Below are 21,466 nucleotides of genomic sequence, written 5' to 3' on the forward strand. Positions count from 1 at the left end.
AAAACATCTGGTGAAATACTGCTAGCGAATAGGGAGGCGATCGTTCTCTTTGCCTCCCCATCTTAAAATTAGGAACGAAGGTTAATAACGGATTCGCGGATCGATGTAGGCGTTAATAATATCGATCGTGATACTTGCGATCGCAACGATCGCAGCAAAAAACACAACAATTCCTTGAACGGTAGGGTAATCTCGTTGGGCAATGGCACGATAGAGACGGTTGGCAAGCCCAGGCCAGGAAAACGTCACTTCAGTTAGAATTGCGCCACCGAGCATTGCCGCTAGGGTTAAACCCAAAATTGTAATCACCGGAATCATGGCATTTTTTAAGGCATGATTGATCAATATTTTTGATTCAGGAATTCCTCTCGCTCTTGCCGCTTCAACATATTCTGCTTGTAGCGTCTGCCTAAGATTGACACGCACAATCCGCTCAAAAATTCCACTGATGAGAACACCCAGCGTGATCGATGGCAACGCTAAATAATAGAGTGCGGTCAAAAATCCGGTTAGGTCTCCACTCAACAGACTGTCGATTGTATACAACCCCGTTATGCCTTCTGGTGCAGAGATTGTGACTGGAAATCTAGTTCCTAAAGGAAACCAGCCCAACTGCACTGAAAAGATTAGCTGCAACAGCATCCCAAACCAAAACATTGGGATTGAATACGTCACGATGCCGAAAAGCCGCCCACCCGCGTCGAGTAGGGTGTTGGGTCGCGAGGCAGAGAGCGCGCCGACTGCAATGCCCACCACAAGCGCGATCGCCATGCTGATCACCGCTAATTCCACTGTTGCTGGAAAAAAATTGGTGATAATTTCCCAAACGGTTTGCCCTTGCGTCGTCAGCGATTGACCCAAATCCAAGCGCAATAGCGATCCCATGTAATCGATGTACTGAAGCAGCAACGATTTATTCAATCCCAACTGCTCTCGCAGGGCGTCTTTTGCAGCTTGCGGAGCACGAGGTCCTAAAAGTGCATCGATCGGATCTCCTGGGGTTGCTCTCAGCAACAAAAACACGAGCGTTGTGATCAGCCAAAGCATGAGAGGAGCAAGCAGCAGGCGCGCCAAAATGTAGGAACGGAGGGAACTTGAGCGAGACATAAGCAACTGGTTTCTAAAAGAATTGGCGATCTGGAGGCAGTGGGCAAGACATTGTGGATGAAGGTTCTATAGGTTTTATCACGGGAGACCTTTACTTAACCGATTTTGCAATCAAATTTGCGATCTTAAAGTTAGACGGTAGAGATCGGCTTGGCTAACCCTACAGTTTTTCAACTCCGATTTTTTGGTGTAACGACAAGATTTGTGATCGCGATCGCGCCCTCTGTGGGCATTACTGAGGGTAGGAGCCGCAATCTGCTGAGTGCGAAATTTGTCGCGTCATCCCTAAGATCAGGCTCGGAGAGGCAATTTTGGCTCAGAACGGTGGGTGAGTCTCACAAACTTGGTGCTGGGATAGATTATGAGTACAACGTCAGACAATCAGAGCGACCCTCAAAACGAGGCTGCGGGAATACCGTTGCCATCGGAGCCTAGGATGCCTGCGGAAGACGGTGTGATGCTCCGGAGTGTAACAGAGCCAATGGCGCTGCCTGATAGACAAGTTTCTCAGACTGATAGACAAGCTTCTCAAAGGGTTGATAGCGCATCACCGCAGAGTAGCTTGGTTCCGCAGCGATCGTCGCGGTCTGAGCGATGCACTCAAAACTCCCAAACCATTCTTTACCAATTTTTGCTAGATATTGTTAAAAAATGGCCGCCTGAAGAAGTTTTACTAGAGTTTAAGCGGCTCTTTTTCTATCAAATTGACTCTACGGGTTCAGGCACAATTTATGCAGTATACGACCTTATTTTTGACAATGACGAGACCGAATTTAGAAATACATTAAAGCGGTGTTGCTATATTTTAGTAAACAACTGGGATGCCACGCGCCACTATAAGCCAATCCAGCAATTAATTCGTCTTTTCGAGGACTCTACCCTAAAACATCAAACCATTTCTCCAACTTTAAAGCGTCTACAAATCTGGATAGAAAGCTTTAGAAATAGCAAAGATTATCAGGATTTAAAGTTATTTGCCTCGCGATATGACGAGCAGCAACCAACTCAAACAGCTTGGGCACATCGCTATACCTCTTATTTATTAGTTCCACAATTTGTTGATTTAGAAAACCCGATTGAGCAACGAGAAGCAGCACGAACGTTGGCAAAGCGCTTGAAAGATCGATTTAAGTTTGATTTGGCAATGTATATTGTGCGATCGCAGACAGCAAAAAGCCCCGAAAAAGCCCCGAAAAACCCCACCGAATTAGGCGAAAATGTCTTACTTTTGATCAAGACGATCGTTGCAAAGCGAGGGCAATACAGCCATGCCAATTTAGCAAACATTTTTCTTCAGCAAACTCAAGATTTGAGCTATCAAGAGTTTAAGAACGGTTTGCAAAAATATTTAATCTTCTCTGTTGAAAAAAGTGCCTTTGCAGAAATATTTCAAGCTAGATTAGCAGAAAAGCTTGATACTCTTTATCAAGATTATGACCAGGAAATAATTAGCAGTGCCCTAATTCTTAGAACCTGTAATCGAGTGATTGAATACCTCACTACTGAGAATCGGCAAGAGCCATCTTCGTTGTTTATCTTATTGCTTTCCCCAGGCAACCCGATGACTTTAGTGATTGTTCTTCTCAAACTTATTTTAATTTGTAGAAATTCTCGAACTCATCTTGAAGCAAAGGTTGCAGAGCTAATCCGGTATTACGAAAACTATCCAGAAAATGAGTGCCGATGGATTGTTAATTTTCTAGAGATATTTAATGTAACGTTCACTATTTATGCAGAGAATGTTCATTACAACCTGGTTAAAATGGATAAATCAGAACCATCTACTCAAAAAGATTTAGTGCTAGAAGATTACCGAATTTTTGCCCAAACAAAGCCAATTCCTGCTTTAGATAACATGGCTGAGCGTGAAGAAAATTTGAATTCTTCTGATCTATCTATTGCCGATGAAGCGTGAGGAAAATTGAGCTTATTATCTGTAGTTCCTGTGTAGTTTTATAGATGGTCGACAATCTTTAAAGTGAATTGTTTTTAATAATTTTGTTGTTCATCGATCACGACAAGTCCTGCTCCAAGGGTTTCTGCCAGAGTGTTAACCAATCGGTAGAGAGCAACCGCACTGAGAACTTGAGCCGTTGAGAAATGCTGTCCCAAGAGCGCGATCGCAGTAGCTTCAAAAATTCCGACGCCGCCAGGCAACCCCGGAATAATAAACCCCATTAACCATGCCCAAGTAAAAGAGCTAACCAACAGAGGAATCTGGTCTGTCTGGATGGGCGCGATCGCCAGAAATGTAGCGATGAATCCCAGCGATCGTAGGAGCAAAAATCCGATTTCTCCTAATAATGGCAAAATTGGATACCGCCGAATTCGTGGAGGAGCATCTAGAGAAGTTTTTTTGAGCTTTGCTACTCGTTTGAGCAAGGCATTGAGAATCCGGGGATGAACAACCGTTAGGGTTCCTATTAGTAAGATGGCTTGTAAAACAGGGGCAAATTGCGGAATACCAAGCCGCCTAAGCCCTATCAAACCGACGATACAGGCGGCAGCAACCATGAGTAACGGTTCTAGCAAGACACTCAGCGTTCCAATATTGGCAGCGACTCCGACTTTCTTTACAGAGGTGATGCGCCCATAAAAATGCCACACATTTCCAGGCAAATATTTAGCAAGATTGGTCTTGAGGTACACGCTGACGCCCCAAGCCCCCTTCACCGATTGCCCCAATTCTTGCAAGATCCAGGTCCACACATAGCCTGTAAACATGTGAGCAAACAGGGTAATCCCGGTTGCGATCGCTAAGCTTGCCCACCCCGCCCGCTCAATCCGAATCTGAGCCACTTCCTGCCAATGATCGCGAATTGTTTGAAGTAGAAAAAACAAGACCGCGCCAATAATCAGCCATCGAAGTGCTTTTTTCAGGGAAGGTTGACCGAGCCAAGTGAGCAACGATCGCAGATGTCCCATGGATTTCTGTGTAGGGTTTCTTCGATCTACTTTAAGACACGGTTACCAGCTTTCAAAACGGGGCACAAAATTTCTGAAGCTCAAAACCTGCGATCGCAACTGTTTCAAGCCAAACAGAACTCTCTCTGAAGTTAGAACCTCTACACCCATTCACCCAAAAGGAATGAAACCTACGTTAGAGGCGAGCCTTGCCCTTAACTGTGTAGTGTTAGAACGCGAATAAAAACCTACGCAAATCAGGCTTTGATGTGTGGACTATAAAGGTTCAGGAGTCGAAGCCAAACTTTCCTTAACTGGAAAGATATCGGGTCGTCTATTGGTCGTCTATTAGAAGTTTTAAGCCTCATTAAACAAGGCTTAAAGTAGTAGGAGTAATGTATGCAAAGACTCACAGAGTTCTTCAAGAAACTAAAGCTAGGTCAATTCTTAGTAATCGTTTTCATGGGATTTAGCTTGCTTTTAAACACAGCTTGTAGCAGCGAAACTGCTCAGGGCGCACGCCCAAGCAATCTTCCTGTTCAGATGGGTGGCAACAACAATCCTCACACTAAAGGTGGAGACGGTTATACGAATTACAAAATGTCTACCGATCCCAAGGTAAACGGAAAGCCCCAGTCAAGTTTGCCGTTTGAAGGCACCTCACGTCGTCACGATCGCTTGCTTGCAAGTGCTCAGATCCAGACCAATGCTTCGGATTTGATTTATCCAGGCTATCAAACTTCCGAATCTAGCAATCCTGATATTGGTTACAGGACGCCAAAGGCGCTTTCAGATTTGCCTATTGAGAAGCAGCCCATGCTTCAACGAAGCGACCCAGATGCGAAGATCTTAGAGCGAGTTGGCGAAGCGTTCAAAGATGCATCATCCTTCCTTGACCGAACGGCAGAGGAGGCTTCTGCTAATCCTGAAGCGAAAGCAAATCCTGCGATCGGTCAGTAGACTTTGCTCATCTATCACTTGAAACTTCATCTATCACTTGAAACTACGGAGAATCTTATGAACAAAATCATCTCTTTCATCAAAGCCATTCGTCTAAGACAAGTTCTAGTGACCTTTTTCATGGGCACATTATTGTTCCTTAACACAGCTTGTAGTGGCTCAGCCCAAGCAAAGACGCCTGGTGCAATGAAAGCAACCTCGCCTGGTCCCAATCCAGTTGGGCAAAACCAGCCTTATGAAGGCGGTATGAATAACTTCACTGATGCGGCTCCTTCGGCGAAAGCGGTTGAGGGTACAGAGGGTAAAGTGCAACGGCTGATTGACAACGCTGAGAAAATTAAGGCAGCCAAGCCGGAAAATCCTAAAAGCCTCTTAGAAAGTAGCGGAAACCCCCTAGAACGAGCGAAGGATACGGGAGACACCCTGAAAGCGCGGACTAAAAACGCTCAACAAGAAGCCAAAGCAGTAGGCGATCGCGTGGCAGGGAGCAGCGATCGCGCGGGTGACAAAGCTCAGGAATTGGGCGATCGCATCAAGCAAGGTGCTGAAAACGTGAAGGACAATGTATTCGGTGCGGGGGATAAAGTTTCGAGTGATGCTGGGCGCGCCGCAGAGGGGATTAAAGATAAAGCGGCAGCAGGTATGAAGAATGCTAATCGTGCCATGAATGATGCAGCAAAGCAAACGGCTCGTACGGCTGATGATGCAGGAACCGCAGCAACTCGATCGATGCGCGATATGGTGAACTAACGGCGCATTAAACGCTAATGCATCAATCCAGGTAGGTGTACGAATTCAATTAGATAAAGCCAGACAGTTATGTCTGGCTTTTTTATGGCACTTGTCAGGAAGTACGGAAAGTTTGTGTAATTAAAACATGTAATTTGTGTACTTGACATTCCAATCTAGCCTCAATTATAGTCATAAGGAATCAGCCATATTAGCTGATTTTATCTAAGACCATTGCTATCAAGGCATGGCATCCGCAGCATTAGAAGAGCGCAGACACGGTGAGGAGTAATTAAAACAGGACTAAGGACGGCTTACTCGCTAATACCTCTCTTACGGGAAAGGGTTTAGGAATAGGGCTTCCAAAAAAATATAGTCCTACAAAAAGCAAAAAGCGGTCTTAATCAATGCCCAGACTGCTTTAGAACGCTCTTAAATGGTTGCTGATGATGGCTCGTCTTGAGAAATACTTAAATTACACAAAGGAATGTTATGCAAGCTCCCAACTTCCTAAAACTGCTCAAACGCCTACTCGCAAAGAAAGCTCGAACCTCTCAAGAATACGCAATTCTAAACGTTGCCATTTCTCAAAATTATGTGCGACAGGATATCGGCACAGTGTCAGAAACGATTCACCCTGAGCAAGGGGGTCGAGTTGAATACCGCGCAACGTGGTGGAATGCGGTTTGCCCCCATAACGTGGTGTTGCCGCCTGGCACCCGAGTGAGAGTCCTCGAAATGGTCAACATTACCTTAGTGGTAGAGCCGATCTTGCCTGATAACTCGGCAAGTAAATCTTCAAAAGCGGCTTAAGTAGGAAAACGACACTATTTATACACAGCATCCCAACAATTCGATGCTGCCTATAGCACGTCTACAGCGATAGGAAAAAGGTTTGAGCTTTACCTTCGCTATGGCGCACTGTCATCCTCCGCTCCTATTTCATCCTTATTTATACCTTGAAAGGAGAATCTCATGGATTATTACGATAACTCAAGTCAGGTTTCAAGTTTTAGACCCGGCTCTAGAACAAGGTCTTATCGATCGCACTGGGTCATAGCTCACCCTACGGTTCATCAATATAGCCACGTTTCTGTTCAGCGTTTGCTGAGGCGTCAATCCGAGATGCCTCGCCCACAGTTAAAACGCACCTTCGACCTAGCCTTGATTGCTTTGAACTTATTAGAGCAAAGCAATGGAGACGCAGAAGAGCTTCTAGACTCAGCCCCTTGGGGAGGCTCTAAACTTTAGATCAGCAATGCCTGCCTTAGCTAGAGCGAAATCGTAGCTTTGAGCAGGCTGTTTTGTTATTCCGCAATTTCTCTGAGACCTAATCGCAACATAGCTCACAAAGACTACTGATCAAAAGATATAATAATTATGTAGATTCTATGGGATTTGGTCTAACACAGATACAAAGTTTGAAGTTCCAAGTAGAGTTGTATGGAAGATCAAAACCAGGCACACCCGTAGCGCATTGATTCGCTCAGATCATTAACTTGAGGATTGACTTAGATGATCAACGACACTCGACTTAACAGGCTAACTCACCAAGGGTTGACCCTCTAGAGTAGGTGCCGAAACGTTGCGTCAGATACATTCAATCTTGCGATCGCACTCTAATTTAGCTTAGATCGATAAATTCAAGCCTGCCTGGGAACGCACAGTCGAGATGAAAAAGGATTAGTTATGGCGGATAATAAAAATGCTTCTGTGGCAAACGACAAACCTAAGCCGAATACCTCAGCTAAGGTCAGAAAACGTCTAAATCTTGACCTCTCCGAAGAAGCTTACTCGTTGCTTCAAGAACTTGCAGAAGCCGAGGACAAGAATATGGCAGAAGTGCTTCGCACTGGGCTTGCTCTCTATGGCATTGCCCACGAAGAACGGCAGAGAGGTCGTAGCCTTGGTGTTGTCAAAGACGATCGCGTGATCAAAGAGATCGTGATTACCTAGATGGCGGTTCAAGTTACTTTTTCAAATTTCTCTCTCAATATCAAATTCCTTGTTTAAATCTACCGTCTTAGCCCCACTTGCAATTTCAGGATGGTGATTACCTTCAACCAGCACATCAAAACGGCTAGAGCCTGCTAGCGCATTGAGCTTAATCCCGTAGAGTGAGGAGCCGCTTTCCTGAAATTACGGATGGTAAAATGTTATGGATTTCATGCCCACCGGGGAGTATCTCAAGCAGCATGACATTGATGAAACTGCGATTCAAATTACATCAACTGTCTTGGATCAACACACCCACTTAGCCCCGTCGATGCTGCAATCAACCTATGATTGCAGCGATCGCCGCTCTAACTTTGATAGATTGCCCCTTGCAGCAAACAACATCCGGAGTTTTCGGCGGGGTTATTTGCTAAACGCCCGACTGGTTGTTCTATCGTTGTTGCTTGTCCCAATGGCGATCGCGCCGTTTTGGTTGATAGCGTTGTTATCGTTGCCAGCATTGGGCATTCAGGAAGCCTATTCTCAATCGATGGAGCATGCGTTTTTGGTAACGCTTGTCTCCGATTGTGCGGGGCTTTATTGCGTCATTGTTCGCCATTTCCCGTTAGATAAAAACTGATGGGAATTTTATTCACGTTCTGTTATTGACCTTCAGGGCGTAGCCATTTGCGATCGCTCGGCTTGGATCAGTAAACCAATTCGAGCAACGCCTAAAATTATGCGATCAAGGTTGAGGATTACTCCCCCTTGTCTTCGCTCTGATCGTCTTCGATCGGTTCGACAGAACTCACATTGAGATCGATCTCACAATCGATCTGGCACACCCACAGTCGCTCAAAGATTTCTGCATATTGATTCAACTGGGCAATGCTGGCGTGCATGTCAGAAAGCAGGGTTTTTACCCGATCCGGCGCGATATTTTCTTCATTCAACGCCTCAATGCGCTGTCTATAGTCTTCTATTTCCGCTTCTGCACGGTTGTAATTTTGGTCAAAGTTCAAAATTCGATCATTCAAGGCGTGGATCAACTCAGCTTGTGTTTGGCTGTTTAGCCCTTCTACCGTCCGTCCTAGACGACTCAGCAAGTATCTAGAACGCTCAAACGTGTCTTCTAAACTAGATAGCCGATCTTCAAGATCAATTCTCGCCTCCTCAACCGCACTGCTGACATCACTGCTCTGAAAAAGAGCATCTCGATCGAGAAAAAATTGTTCTTGCGATCGCGCCCAGTCTTCGATTGCCCCGCCGAGGATGGCATGGGTCAAAGTGGTTTCGCTCGTCCAAAGTGCCCCTAGCAGATTGGTTAACTGCAAATCTATGTTCGTTAACTGTGCTCCTGTTAAGTTTGCCGATTGAAGATTTGCGTTCATTAAAATGGCTTCATTGAAATTGCTGTAAATTAAATAAGCTCGATTAAGGTTGGCGTGGCGCAAATTCGCGCCTTCGAGACTGGCATGCAGCAAATTTGCGCCTCCAAGCCGAGCATGACTCAAATCGGCGCGATGAAGCCTTGCACCGCTCAGATAAGCACGACTCAGATCGGCTCCTTGCAAACTCGCGTCACTCAAATTTGCGTCATTTAGACTAGTGCGGCGCAAAAATGCTTGACGGAGATCTGTGTGAGTCAAATCGGCTCCCGCTAGCTTTGCTCCGCCAAATTGCACGCCTCGTAGAGTAGCACGGTATAGATTTGCTTCGCTTAAGTTGGCATTGTTGAGTCTGGCTTGGGCAAAATCAGCCTGGCTTAAGTTTGCGGCAGCTAAATTCGCTCGCCTGAGATGAGCTTTGGGCAGTTTAGCGCGGCTCAAGTCAGCCCCAGCCAAATCCGCCCCTTCAAGTTCGGCTTGGCTCAAATCTGCTTTATGAAGTCTGGCAAAGCCGAAATAGGTTCCTCGAAGATCGGTTTGAATAAGCTTTGCGAAACTTAGATCTGCGTTTTCAAGCTGAGCGCGACGCAGCTTAGCCATGCTCAGATCGGCTCTTCTCAGATTGGCACGGCTGAGATACGCCCCATGTAAGGTGGCATTTCGCAAATTTGCATCTTCTAAACAGGCGGCTTCTAAATTTGCCCCCATCAGAAGGGCATCAAATAAATTTGCCCGATTGAGGTGCGATCGGTTAAGTTTTGCCTCTGTGAGATTGGCGCGTTCTAAATTTGCATCTCTAAGATTTGCGTCTCTCAAAAAAGCATTCGCCATGTAAGCTAGGCGCAAGTCTGTCCGTTCTAGATTGGCGTGGTTTAAGCTTGTGAGCAGCATCGAAACTTCACAAAGCACGGCATCGCAAAGGCTAGCATGATCGAGCTTGACATTGTGAAGCCATGCCTGCCGAAGTGTTGCGCGATCGAGGTGGGCATGCACTAGCACGGCATTATCTAGCTGGGCTTTGTCTAAATCGGCATCGCGTAAATCTGCATGGGAAAGGTTAGCCCGTTGGAGAAACGCCCCCTGTAGGTTGATGTGGGATAACCTAGCACGAGTGAGGTTTGCGCCTTGGAGGTTGGTTTTAGCTAGAATTGCATGACTGAGATCCGCGCCTTCGAGATCGGCTCCGCTCAGGTTAGCACCACTGAGATCAATTCCTCGAAGGCTTCGACCACGCCAATTTTGCCTAGAGTAGTCGCCGCCCGGTTGCAAGTTGCACATGTTCCACTTTTACGTTGCCAAACAGTTGATTGAGGGGACAGAATCGGTGAAGGAGTTGGCAAAGTGGAGGAAGATCGTCGCTGAGCATCAGATGATTTCCCAGTAAAGGTAAAGCCGCCCTGTTCTGAAGTATCTACGTAATAGATCAGTAACGTTACGGAATAAATTCTTAAGATTCGTTTTCTCTGAGGAGATTATAAGCAAATCCACCGGTGCCTACAACCGTATGAGGGGCTAATGACTGTGAAACGGTAAGCTGGCATTGGGTTGAGGGTGTTGAAGATACCAACTCTGAAGCGCCAATCGATGCACCTCCCGCCAAGCTAGATGGTGATGCCGAGCAATATCAGCGCAATCTTCATATTCGGGCTGAACGTTTACGATCGCACCCCCCCTCGACGCAATTTTAATGCTCACCGCTCCATATCCGGTTTCGACTTGCTGAAAGCCTCGCTCTAGAATCGATCGCTGCTGCACAGAGTGCCGAATGCCCAGGGTGCTTGTTTCTTGAAACAAAACCGCTTCGCACGCTGAAACATGGTCCGGGGGGCAAAGAACAGTCAGCAAGACGCCTGGACGCGATTTTTTCATGCCGATCGCCTGGGTGAAAACATCGACTGCGCCTGCCTGAAACAGAACATCGAAGAGATAGCCGATCGCTTGGGGATTGAGATCGTCGATTTGGGTTTCGAGCAGGGCAACAGTGGACAGAGACGCCGAAGACGGGAGGGAGAAGTCGGAAAATTGCTGAGCAGAAGAGGGCTGGGTGAGGGTTGCAAAAGTAGACGAGGCAGAAGATTCACCGATCCACAGGCGGAGAATGTTGGGAAGGGGGAGAGCAAGAGAGCCAGCCCCTAAACCAACCTGTTGTAGCGTCATCTGGGGAGGTGCACCAAAATCAGTCGCGATCGCAGTGGCAATCGCTGCCCCGGTTGGGGTGACAAGCTCGCGCTCAATACCATTACTATAAATAGGCACTTGGCGCATTTCCCACAGTTTCAGCACCGCTGGCACTGGCACCGGCAGGCGCCCATGCGCCGCTCGAATTGTGCCCCCCCCAGTGGGAAACGCTGAGCAGTAGAGGCGATCAATGCCGAGCCACTCTAGACCCAAGCAGGTGCCCACAACATCTACGATCGCATCGATCGCGCCCACTTCATGAAAATGCACTTGCTCTGGAGCAATTCCATGCACTGCCCCTTCCGCTGCGGCTAATTGCCGAAACACAGCTAAGCTCCAAGCTAAAGCCCTCGCAGGTAAGTGCGCTCCGCAGATCATCTGCTCAATTTCAGGCAAGTGTCGCAGCTTAGAATAAGCATGGTGGTCTGAGGCGTGCTCCGCAGTGTGGGAGTGAGGAGTAGACTCGCCATCTAACTCAACGTGCAGCTTTGTCGCCCGTTGCCCATTACGCTGCACGCTTTCTGCCCACAGTTTATACTCGCCTGCAATGCCCAAGCAATCGAGCTTCTCAATCAGATACTCTAAAGGCACACCGATATCGATCAACGCACCCAGGCACATATCACCTGCAATTCCCGTCGGGCACTCAAGGTAAGCGACTTTACTCATTGTTGATTACACCATCTAAGTTGATTACACCATCCAAGGTTAGAAATCCAAGGTTAGAAAAAGCGGGGCTAGAAAAACTGGCAGTTGCTGAACAGAGGGACATTTTTTGTTCATCCTGATCTGAATTTGCCCTCATCCTAGCCCCCTCCTTGAGAGAGCCACGGTGTGCCACAAACCGCTCGATCGTGCCATAAAATCTAGTTTCCGGCACTTGGGCTTGCCCCAAAACTCCATCCAATCTTGGAGTTGTGCGATCGCTGTATCCCCGCCCTCCCGGCAACCGAGGCACGGCTAGAGGGCTGAGATCGGGCGACTGGCAGGAAAAGACCCTTTACACCCTAATTTTTGCAATCAACTATGGCGACAATTTATAAAATTCATCCTCAAACCCCGCAAGCTCGTGGTCTTGATCAAGTTGTGGATGCGTTGCGGAGTGGCGCGATCGTGCTCTACCCCACCGATACAGTGTATGCGATCGGGTGCGACCTCAATTCCAAATCAGGGGTTGAGCGCGTGCGAAAGCTCAAGCAACTATCTAACGATAAGCCCCTGACGTTTCTCTGCCCCTCCTTATCGGATATTGCTCAGTATGCCGTGGTCAGCGATCAGGCATACCGCATCATGCGAAGTTTAATTCCGGGACCTTACACCTTTTTATTACCCACAACAAAGCTAGTGCCCAAGCTGGTGATGAGTCCGAAGCGCAAAACGACAGGGATTCGGGTTCCTGACAATACGGTGTGTCAAGCCCTGCTAACGGCGATGGGAAATCCTCTCATTTCCACATCTGCTCATGTTGTGGCAGACGACGAAATCAACCCGGTCAAAGCCCGGAATCCAGAGAATCTGTCGTTAGCAGAACTGTTTGACAGTATGGATCGGTTGGTAGATGTAATTTTGGATACTGGAGAAGAGCCAACATACGAGGTTTCCACAATTCTTGATCTCACAGCCGATGAGCCATCTATCGTTCGGAAAGGCTTGGGATGGCTAGCCGCTTCCGAGTGGGCAACTGTTGCCTAACCGCATCTCTGGACTGACACCTGGGCAACTGTCCACTCCTCTGTCTACTTTGCTAAAGTAAAATTTATTACTAATGAAAGCGATCGCTGAACCTATTAGGTCTCACTGTTGCTGATGGGTAAAGGATTTCAACCCTTCGCCCTAACGTAAACCAGCCCGTTTTCATGCAACCACCCCTCCAACCAACCAAAAAACTGACATACGCACAGCCAATTTTTCCCGAAGCCGCTTCGCGACAGCGTGTAGAGACTGGTGTGCACTACCAAGTCCGGGTCGAACCTATGAATGCCAAGTCTATCAGAGATTCCAAGCGGCTCACAGTCACTCCTTTTGAAACAGACGACTGGGATTCTAGCCAAATTGGGGCAACCGATCACCCTCAAGAGCCAAATCATCTTCACCGTCTGATCCATCTGTTGAGCACCGAACTTGAAGCCGAACTAAAGGTAGCAAGCCAAACGGTGAATGCAGTTGCCAATCGGATCGCCACAGAGGTTGAGCGAATTTGTGCCAAGAGCGATCGCATTCAGCATTCTGGCGAAGTGGGATCTTGGCGGCTGACGCTGGCTCGGTATCGCCTGCAAAAGTGCATTCACTATTATCAGTTGGGGTCTCGTCAGGGTCGGATTGAGCTTCATAGCAACCTCAGCACCATGGTGTACCGCCCGATCGCGCCTGCCCATTTGCAACTGAGCTTTCAAGCGCGATATAGCCTAATCGAAGATTTTCTCCAGGGGTTTTATACCGAATCGCTGAGAGCCTTTCGCCGAGAAAACCAGTTAGCCGAAACCTACCAACCCCGAACCCGGTTGGAACTTGCAGAATACATGGCATTTACAGAGCAATATGGCAAGCGGCGCATCACCTTACCGAGCCAGCACAGCCAACAGTTGGTGATTTTACGAGCGCAGCGCTTTGCGAGCCGCCAGCCCCAAGAGATTGCGGTGGATATGGAAACCGCCATGGAAACTGCCAAAGGGGACGAAGCAGACGCTTACGGACGGTCGCCTGTGCTGCAAATGATCCGAGAGCAGATGGTCGCTGATCAAGACGATTCGTCGGAGTCAGGATTGCGCGATCGCGTGATTGCAGAACTGATTCAATACCTCGGTTCTCAAGGGCAGCAAGACTGCGTAGACTATCTCACGCTCAAGCTCAAAGATCTGTCTGTGCCTGAAATTGATGACATTCTCGGTCTGACGCCTCGCCAGCGCGATTATTTGCAGCAACGCTTTAAATACCACGTTGAAAAATTCACCACTTCTGGCAACTGGAAACTCGTCCACGAATGGCTTGGAGCCGATTTAGATCAAAACTTTGGACTCTCTGCTCAACAGTGGGACACCTTTTTAGAACAGCTTTCGGTCGATCAGCAGCAGCTTCTGCAACTCAAGCAAGCCAAAGCCAGTGATCAAGAAATTATGCAAACGCTGAAGCTGACGGTAAAGCAGCTTCAAAAACGATGGGCAGCACTGTTGGATATCGCCCGGCAGGCTCGCAACCAGGGAAGAGATGAAGAACGGCGACGCTGAGTTTGCTAAAGGGCGAAGCAAAATTGACTGCCGAGAAACCCCTCTAAATTTACCTCAGATCAGAAGGTTTCAGGGCGCTTCGGGAGGCGCGATCGGAACACTGGCAGGGGATGCCTCAGAAGCTGGAGCCATTGGCGTGGTTGGTGATGCGTTGGGAGAAGGAGACTCGCTGGCAGAGGTTTTTCCAGGCTGAACCACAAGAGGCACGCCATAGCCGCCGCTCGACCCCTCTGTGACAAGTTGGCGGGGATTGGTCACCGATCGCGTCTGAGCCTCGGCTAGATTGCGCTGATAGGTAGATAACCGTTGTCGGAGCGCCGGCGTTGGAGCCGCGATCGGTTGTAGGAGCGCGATCGCTTTTCTCCATTGGCTCATCACCAGCAGCCAATCGTCTTTAGACTGAGCCGATTGAGCGAGATTGGCAGCACTCACTGCTTTATCGTCTGCCTGCTCTAACAGAGCGGCAGTGTCTGACTCAGACAGTTTTTTGCCAGGTTTGAGGGTGACGGCTGTGCGGGCAGGAGTGCTGGTGCCCGCTCGCGGCGTGCTCCCTAGACTCGGAGTCGCGATCGTATAGCCGTTTTTCTCGAAGGGGAGTGGCTCTACAGGGCGCAAAGCTGGGGGGGGAGAAGAGGCGGTTGGCAAGGTAGAACAGCCGCTTGCAAACACAAGCCAGACCATTATGCTCGATCGCCAAACCCAGGGAGAAACAGACATGTTCATGGCTCAACGCTACTGATCGCTATTTTGCCTTCATCCATCGTTTCGATCTCATCTTCTTTTGGTTCGGCATTGCCATTAAAATATGTAAAGGATGTTGTAGGTGAGATTGCGGAATGCGAGTTGCGATCGTTGGAGCAGGATTGGCGGGCTTGGCGGCGGCGGTGGAATTGGTAGACGCGGGACACGAGGTAGAAATGTTTGAAGCTCGTCCGTTTGTGGGCGGCAAGGTTGGTAGCTGGGTCGATGCCCAGGGCAACCACATTGAAATGGGTTTGCATGTTTTTTTTAACAACTATTACAACCTGTTTGCCTTGCTGAAACAGGTTGGTGCATACGACAATTTGCTGCCCAAAGCGCATGTGCATACCTTTGTAAATCGGGGGGGCAAGATTAGCACGCTAGACTTCCGATTTTTGCTGGGTGCGCCCTTTCATGGCTTGAAGGCGTTTTTCACCACTGGACAACTGACGCTGCAAGATAAAGTGCAAAATGCGATCGCGCTGGGCACAAGTCCGATCGTTCCGGGTTTGGTGAATAGCGATGTTGCCATGAAGATGATTCGCAACTTAGATGATGTTAGCTTTGCCGATTGGTTTCGCCGCCATGGTGGGTCGCAAAATAGCCTCAAGCGCATGTGGGACCCCATCGCCCTCGCCCTAGGCTTTATCGACACCGAGGAAATTTCGGCGCGGTGTATGCTGACTATTTTTATGATGTTTGCTTCAAAAACAGAAGCCTCGCGGCTCAATCTCCTGGCAGGGTCGCCTGCGGAATATTTGAGCAAACCGATCGTGGAGTACATCCAAGCCAAGGGGGCAAAGATTCACACCCGTCGCCAAACTCGTAAGATTCTCTTTGAAGGCGATGGTGCAGATCTGCACGTCACTGGCTTAGCTATTGCCAACGGCGACAGTGAGGAAATTATTAGCGCCGATCGTTACCTTGCGGCGTGTGATGTTCCTGGCATTCAGCGTCTTTTGCCCAAAGAATGGCGCAGCATCGACTCGTTTGACAAGATTTATAAGCTCGAAGCGGTTCCGGTTGCTACAGTTCAAATGCGGTTTGATGGCTGGGTGACGGAAATGAACGACCCCGCCGCCCGGCAGCAGGTTGATCATGCATCTGGCATTGATAACTTACTCTATAGTGCTGATGCAGATTTCTCGTGTTTTGCAGATTTAGCCCTCTCTAGCCCCAAAGACTATTACCGCGAGGGCGAAGGCTCGTTGATGCAAGTTGTGTTGACGCCGGGTGATCCATTTGTGCCGATGAGCAACGAAGAGATTGCTCGGCATGCGCTCAAGCAGATTCACGATCTGTTTCCTTCGTCTCGCGACCTAACGATGACGTGGTTTAACGTGGTGAAACTAGCGCAGTCGCTCTATCGCGAGAATCCGGGTATGGAACCTTATCGCCCGACTCAGAAAACTCCTGTTTCTAACTTCTTTTTGGCAGGGAGCTATACGGCGCAAGACTATATCGACAGTATGGAAGGTGCAACTATTTCGGGTAAGCAAGCGGCGCAGGCAATTCTGGAACCGACGGGGCACAAAGTTCAGGGGGTTGGCTTGTTTAGATATTGAAAGGTAGTGCACGTTGAATAGTAGAGGGTTGCGGCGATACGATCGCTTCATCTCACGGAGCGATCGCTGATACCTCAACTGCGATCGCTTCTATTTGCACTAGCATCGTTCCTATTTCAGATGGCATCGTTCCTGCTTAAGTTGCGATCGCTTCTATTTGCACTAGCATCGTTCCTATTTCAGATGGCATCGTTCCTATTTGCACTAGCATCGCTTCTATTTGAACTGGCATTGTTCCTATTTCAGATGGCATCGTTCCGACTTGAAATGACATTACTGTTATTTAAACTACAGTTCTTGCTGCATAACTATAAACTCTTCATTCGTTATCCCTAGTGCAAAGCATTGCCATAGGCGTTCTTCATCCTTAAGCCAGAGTCTTAATCTAATCTTCCAAGCTATTTTCTAGGGGATCAAGCTACCGTGAGAACACATCATCGCGGAGCGATATTTTTTTGGAGTCGCCCGCGATCGCAGAGTTAGCAGAGAATCTTATGACACAGAGCTTTGGCGTAATTGGCTTAGCCGTAATGGGAGAAAACCTCGCGCTCAACGTCGAGCGCAATGGTTTTCCAGTCGCAGTGTACAACCGCTCCCGCGAAAAAACCGATGCCTTTATGGAACATCGGGCAGGCGGTAAAAATGTAAAGGCAGCTTACACAATCAAAGAGTTTGTTGCCTCCCTCGAACGCCCCCGTAAGATCTTGATCATGGTAAAAGCAGGCGCACCAGTCGATGCTGTGATCGAACAACTCAAGCCCCTTCTAGACGAAGGCGACATTATGATCGACGGGGGCAACTCGCTCTTTACCGATACCGCCCGTCGCGCTCACGACCTCGAAGCTGCCAAATTTACCTTTATTGGCATGGGAGTCAGTGGCGGCGAAGAAGGCGCACTCAATGGTCCTAGCCTCATGCCAGGGGGCACCCAGTCTGCTTACGAGTATCTTGAGCCAATTTTGACTAAGATTGCCGCCCAGGTAGAAGACGGGGCTTGTGTTACCTACATTGGGCCCGGCGGGGCAGGGCACTACGTTAAAATGGTGCACAACGGCATTGAGTATGGAGACATGGAACTCATCGCCGAAGCCTACGATTTGCTAAAAAATGTTGCCGGACTCGATCACAACGAGCTACACGACGTATTTGCAGAGTGGAACACCACCCCAGAACTCGACTCTTACCTAATTGAAATCACGGCAGACATCTTTAAGAAGATCGATGGCGATACCGGCATGCCCTTGGTCGAACTGATCCTCGACGCGGCTGGGCAAAAAGGCACCGGGCGCTGGACTGTGACCGACGCTCTAGAACAGGGAGTACCGATCCCCACCATTATTGCGGCAGTCAATGCGCGGATCATGTCCTCTTATAAAACAGAGCGCATGGACGCCTCACAGCAGTTGAGCGCTCCTAGCGTCCCCTTTATGGGCGACAAAAAAGAATTCATCAATCGGGTGCGCGATGCACTCTATTGCTCTAAAATCTGCTCCTATGCCCAGGGCATGGCGTTACTCAGCAAAGCTTCTAAAACCTATGGCTTCGGATTAGACCTGAGTGAATGCGCCCGCATCTGGAAAGGGGGATGCATTATCAAAGCCAGATTCTTGGGCAAAATTCAAACTGCTTTTATCGAGAATCCTGATTTGCCAAACCTGTTGCTTGCCCCCGAATTTAAGCAAACTATTCTCGATCGCCAGTCTGCTTGGCGAGAAATTGTCGCCTATGCTGCCAAATCAGGGATCGCTGTACCCGCGTTTAGCGCCTCGCTCGACTATTTCGACAGCTACCGCCGCGATCGCTTGCCCCTCAACCTGACACAAGCCCAACGCGACTACTTTGGTGCCCACACCTATCTCCGCACCGACAAAGACGGCGTTTTCCACACCGAATGGACTGATCTCAACGAAGAATCAGCAACCAAATTCACCGCACCTGAGAAACTATCAGCCGACCAACCCCAACCCACACGAGAAGACGTTGAAGTTCAGGAGGCACAAACCACCTAAACGGGTAACCCCGGAACCCAAGACATACCCCAAGCAGAGTAGAGCAGCGCCATCTCTGCCTACTCTTACCCCTTCGGTTGAAAACGCGCAGTCATAGGGGTGTCTATAAAGATGCCCCTATCGTCATTGAGGCTTGGTTGAGCGATATTTTACACCTGAGACGAATGGCGAATCATGGAACTCGATTTGCGCGGGTTTGATCGGTGGCTGACCTGCGAGAATTCCAACCGTTGGCGCTGGCTAGGCGGCAAACTTCGCATTTCTTGCAAAAGTTGCAAGCCCTCTAAAATCGCATCCCGCACGATCGCATCTTGTTCCCGGCTCAGCATCACTCGCAAATAGTCTGCCGTGCGATGTTGCTGGGCGCGAGACTCTTGCTGCTCTAGATGCTCAGTCAACTGCCGCACCGCAATCAACCGCTTTAGCGGCGCTTCGTGGGAAAGATCGGCTAACGCCTGATTAAACGAAGAAACGGCAGACTGATGCTTTTGCCCCACCATTTGCCACACCAAAAGCCCCACCATGCCCAGCGTCGCTGTGCCCTGCACAATCATGCCAGTCGCAATCCAGTGATGCTCTGCCTCTAACCACACCGATGTCGCTAAATAGGTACCAAACATGGCTGCGCCACCACTCGCCGCCGCGATCGCAAATGGCTGATTCCAGCCTTTAACAAGCGGCGTCAAGCCTTGCCACGGCTTCCCCTTCGAGTCTTGCAGCACCGACACCAGCAGCATCATCGCGATCCCAGCACCCGTTGCCACCACCAGTCGCCCATTCCAAAACAACAGCCCAATTGAGCCGCCCATCACCAGCAACCACCCCCCCGGAGCCGACCATCGCCGCCACAGACCGGGTTTGCCCAGCACATTCCCCACCTCCGCTAAAGGAACAGCATTGAGCAGACTGACCAGATTCCGCCATTGAGAAGAAGCCTGTGCCACGGTGCTTACCTGAAGACAAAAAACAATCGTCAGATAATAGAATACCTGCTCTGACCCAGAATCGCCGTAGAAATTTCAAGATTAAAAAAGGCATCCCGCAAGATGCCTTCTACGCCAATGCAAATGATCGTCTACCAGCCCATCACCACGAGCGGCAGGGGGTCACGATTTTTTATCTAAAATCCGCACCGCAATCACACTACTTGCAAAATTATAGGTCGGCCCATCTAGCTCTAAGGTCGTTCCCACTTTCACCTTCTCGCCTCCAAAAATCGGCGTGCCACCTACCACTTGGGCATTGTTTCTAAGCGTTAGCACCATGTCATTGCTGATGGCGCTTTCAGGGCGAGGATCAGGCAAAATCTTCAGCGATCCATCCGGTTGGGTCACTGCCATATTGCGGGGCAAAAATCTCACGCTCGTAAGGGTTGCATCTCCGGTTGGCTGCTTCCGCACAATCACGCTAGTCTTTGCGCCTTCTTTCATAAAGTCTTTTGGATTGGAGGCATTTAGCCCCCTCACCAACACATCAACCTCCACCGGGAGACGGTCTGCGTTACTCGCGATCGACGATCCCGACTTTCCAGGAAAGAAAAAGATGCCAAAAATCACCATCAAAATCACCAGCCCAGCACCGAGATCAAGAATGCTGAACCGACCAAACAACCGACCTTGAGCATCAACAATAGCCATAAATACCGTTCCAACTTCAGTAGCAAGAATCCAGTCTGCCACACTCAGCACGACGGATTCGTGACAGTCCAGATTACCATGTCCCATAGAATCGATCGCTAGATTCTAGGTTCCTGATCGGTTCTCCGTTAAAATTCTCAGGGCATTTGCAACTAAATCAAGTTAGAACTCGTCTATAGACTAGCGTGTCATCCTCGATTGACTATTTTTCAGCGGCAATTTTTATCATGTTTAAGCAGCACTTGCGTCATCGATGGCTTTATCCCATCCTCTCGCTCACCCTTGTTTTCACCATTGCCTTCGGGCAACCACTGGTTGCTCAAGCCATTTCATGGGCAGACCTCTTGCGAGGCGGTCTTCAAGTTATTCAAGGCATTCAACTCACGCGGCTCTCTGACAGCCAAGAAGTTGATCTGGGACGGCAAATGAACGCTCAGCTTTCTAGCCAAGGCATTCGTCTCCTCCGAGATCCGAGCTTAAACCAGTATGTGAATACTATTGGGCAACGCCTTGTACGCAACAGCGATCGCCCCAATCTTCCCTTTACCTTTCAAGTGGTAGACAACAAGAGCATCAATGCGTTTGCTACAACAGGCGGCTATGTTTATGTGCATCGCGGTCTGATGGAAGCGGCAGATAACGAAGCACAATTGGCAAGTGTGATCGGTCACGAGATTGGTCACATCACAGGTGGTCACCTTTTAGCCCAGATGCGAAAGTCTGCGGTGCAGCGAGGCTTACTCACTGCCGGAGGGCTAAATCGCAGCACGGCGGTCAATTTGGGTCTGCAACTGGCGGTCAATCTGCCCAACAACCGCAACGATGAATACGACGCCGATCGACGCGGCTTAACAATGATTAGCCGCGCCGGATATGCTCAGTCTGAAGTAGTGGCGTTCATGCAAAAGCTGTTGAGTTCGCGATCGAGTCCTGCGTTTCTCAGCAACCACCCCGCCACCAGCGATCGCATCGTGCGCCTCAGACAAATGATTGCTTCAACCCCTGCCCGTGGGAGCGATGGCGTCAACCCAACCGCTTACCGTTCTGCGATTAGTCGTTGATCTAAACCGGCTGACCAAAACAGAGGGG

Annotated in this window: 21 protein-coding genes; 13 read left to right on the forward strand and 8 right to left on the reverse strand. The window is 49.0% G+C overall.

The window, feature by feature from the left end; all coding sequences use genetic code 11:
* Positions 1-81 precede the first annotated feature (81 nt).
* Complete coding sequence (locus GS601_RS15520) at positions 82-1,107, reverse strand: ABC transporter permease (RefSeq protein ID WP_162424194.1); 1,026 nt, start codon at positions 1,105-1,107, stop codon at positions 82-84.
* A gap of 150 nt (positions 1,108-1,257) precedes the next feature.
* Here GS601_RS15520 and GS601_RS15525 point away from each other — a divergent pair, with 150 nt between their 5' ends.
* Positions 1,258-1,542, forward strand: a complete 285-nt coding sequence (locus GS601_RS15525; RefSeq protein WP_162424195.1) for a hypothetical protein — start codon at positions 1,258-1,260, stop codon at positions 1,540-1,542.
* Between the two features lie 196 nt (positions 1,543-1,738).
* Complete coding sequence (locus GS601_RS15530) at positions 1,739-3,022, forward strand: hypothetical protein (RefSeq protein WP_162424196.1); 1,284 nt, start codon at positions 1,739-1,741, stop codon at positions 3,020-3,022.
* Between the two features lie 74 nt (positions 3,023-3,096).
* Here the strand turns inward: GS601_RS15530 and GS601_RS15535 are convergent, their stop codons facing one another.
* Positions 3,097-4,032, reverse strand: a complete 936-nt coding sequence (locus tag GS601_RS15535) for a lysylphosphatidylglycerol synthase domain-containing protein (RefSeq protein ID WP_162424197.1) — start codon at positions 4,030-4,032, stop codon at positions 3,097-3,099.
* A 378-nt stretch (positions 4,033-4,410) separates the two neighbouring features.
* Between GS601_RS15535 and GS601_RS15540 the strand changes: the two genes are divergently transcribed.
* The 6 genes from GS601_RS15540 to GS601_RS15565 all read left to right on the forward strand — a co-directional run bounded on the left by GS601_RS15540 (position 4,411) and on the right by GS601_RS15565 (position 8,275).
* The gene (locus GS601_RS15540; protein WP_162424198.1) at positions 4,411-4,971 is read left to right on the forward strand and encodes a DUF6658 family protein; all 561 of its coding nucleotides are present in this window, start codon (positions 4,411-4,413) and stop codon (positions 4,969-4,971) included.
* A 57-nt stretch (positions 4,972-5,028) separates the two neighbouring features.
* On the forward strand, positions 5,029-5,721 hold the full coding sequence (locus tag GS601_RS15545; protein ID WP_162424199.1) for a DUF6658 family protein: 693 nt from the start codon (positions 5,029-5,031) through the stop codon (positions 5,719-5,721).
* A gap of 471 nt (positions 5,722-6,192) precedes the next feature.
* Entirely contained in the window at positions 6,193-6,513 is a 321-nt protein-coding gene (locus tag GS601_RS15550; protein ID WP_162424200.1) for an NfeD family protein, read from the forward strand.
* A 162-nt stretch (positions 6,514-6,675) separates the two neighbouring features.
* A complete protein-coding gene (locus tag GS601_RS15555) occupies positions 6,676-6,951 on the forward strand; it encodes a hypothetical protein (protein WP_162424201.1) in 276 nt (91 codons plus the stop codon).
* Positions 6,952-7,389: 438 nt separating this feature from the next.
* Entirely contained in the window at positions 7,390-7,656 is a 267-nt protein-coding gene (locus GS601_RS15560) for a hypothetical protein (RefSeq protein ID WP_162424202.1), read from the forward strand.
* A gap of 202 nt (positions 7,657-7,858) precedes the next feature.
* Positions 7,859-8,275, forward strand: coding sequence for a hypothetical protein (locus GS601_RS15565; protein WP_162424203.1), 417 nt, complete (start codon positions 7,859-7,861; stop codon positions 8,273-8,275).
* Between the two features lie 118 nt (positions 8,276-8,393).
* Here GS601_RS15565 and GS601_RS15570 read toward each other — a convergent pair whose 3' ends face one another.
* From GS601_RS15570 to GS601_RS15580, 3 genes are all read right to left on the reverse strand, one after another.
* On the reverse strand, positions 8,394-10,301 hold the full coding sequence (locus GS601_RS15570; protein ID WP_162424204.1) for a pentapeptide repeat-containing protein: 1,908 nt from the start codon (positions 10,299-10,301) through the stop codon (positions 8,394-8,396).
* A gap of 234 nt (positions 10,302-10,535) precedes the next feature.
* Positions 10,536-11,870 (reverse strand): nickel pincer cofactor biosynthesis protein LarC, encoded by a 1,335-nt coding sequence (gene larC / locus GS601_RS15575; RefSeq protein WP_162424205.1) that lies wholly within the window; start codon positions 11,868-11,870, stop codon positions 10,536-10,538.
* Positions 11,863-12,159: a hypothetical protein gene (locus GS601_RS15580; protein ID WP_162424206.1), complete on the reverse strand. Its 297-nt coding sequence runs from the start codon at positions 12,157-12,159 to the stop codon at positions 11,863-11,865. Before GS601_RS15580 ends, larC begins: the two co-directional genes overlap by 8 nt.
* Before the next feature lie 68 nt (positions 12,160-12,227).
* Between GS601_RS15580 and GS601_RS15585 the strand changes: the two genes are divergently transcribed.
* Both GS601_RS15585 and GS601_RS15590 read left to right on the forward strand, forming a co-directional pair.
* A complete protein-coding gene (locus GS601_RS15585) occupies positions 12,228-12,893 on the forward strand; it encodes an L-threonylcarbamoyladenylate synthase (protein WP_162424207.1) in 666 nt (221 codons plus the stop codon).
* Between the two features lie 164 nt (positions 12,894-13,057).
* Entirely contained in the window at positions 13,058-14,425 is a 1,368-nt protein-coding gene (locus tag GS601_RS15590) for a HetZ-related protein (RefSeq protein ID WP_238393293.1), read from the forward strand.
* Between the two features lie 69 nt (positions 14,426-14,494).
* Here the strand turns inward: GS601_RS15590 and GS601_RS15595 are convergent, their stop codons facing one another.
* Positions 14,495-15,142, reverse strand: coding sequence for a hypothetical protein (locus GS601_RS15595; protein ID WP_238393294.1), 648 nt, complete (start codon positions 15,140-15,142; stop codon positions 14,495-14,497).
* 119 nt (positions 15,143-15,261) lie between these two features.
* Here GS601_RS15595 and zds point away from each other — a divergent pair, with 119 nt between their 5' ends.
* Together zds and gnd are read left to right on the forward strand one after the other, a co-directional pair.
* On the forward strand, positions 15,262-16,731 hold the full coding sequence (zds, locus tag GS601_RS15600; RefSeq protein WP_162424209.1) for a 9,9'-di-cis-zeta-carotene desaturase: 1,470 nt from the start codon (positions 15,262-15,264) through the stop codon (positions 16,729-16,731).
* 494 nt (positions 16,732-17,225) lie between these two features.
* Complete coding sequence (gene gnd / locus GS601_RS15605) at positions 17,226-18,740, forward strand: decarboxylating NADP(+)-dependent phosphogluconate dehydrogenase (RefSeq protein ID WP_162424210.1); 1,515 nt, start codon at positions 17,226-17,228, stop codon at positions 18,738-18,740.
* 149 nt (positions 18,741-18,889) lie between these two features.
* Here the strand turns inward: gnd and GS601_RS15610 are convergent, their stop codons facing one another.
* Together GS601_RS15610 and GS601_RS15615 are read right to left on the reverse strand one after the other, a co-directional pair.
* The gene (locus GS601_RS15610; RefSeq protein ID WP_162424211.1) at positions 18,890-19,684 is read right to left on the reverse strand and encodes a hypothetical protein; all 795 of its coding nucleotides are present in this window, start codon (positions 19,682-19,684) and stop codon (positions 18,890-18,892) included.
* Positions 19,685-19,846: 162 nt separating this feature from the next.
* On the reverse strand, positions 19,847-20,464 hold the full coding sequence (locus GS601_RS15615) for a DUF4330 domain-containing protein (RefSeq protein ID WP_238393295.1): 618 nt from the start codon (positions 20,462-20,464) through the stop codon (positions 19,847-19,849).
* A gap of 98 nt (positions 20,465-20,562) precedes the next feature.
* On the opposite strand from GS601_RS15615, the gene GS601_RS15620 reads away from it, so the two are divergent.
* Entirely contained in the window at positions 20,563-21,438 is an 876-nt protein-coding gene (locus GS601_RS15620) for a M48 family metallopeptidase (RefSeq protein ID WP_338017050.1), read from the forward strand.
* Positions 21,439-21,466: the final 28 nt, after the last annotated feature.

This window comes from Myxacorys almedinensis A (assembly GCF_010091945.1).
GTDB classification, from domain to species: Bacteria; Cyanobacteriota; Cyanobacteriia; order Leptolyngbyales; family Leptolyngbyaceae; genus Myxacorys; species Myxacorys almedinensis.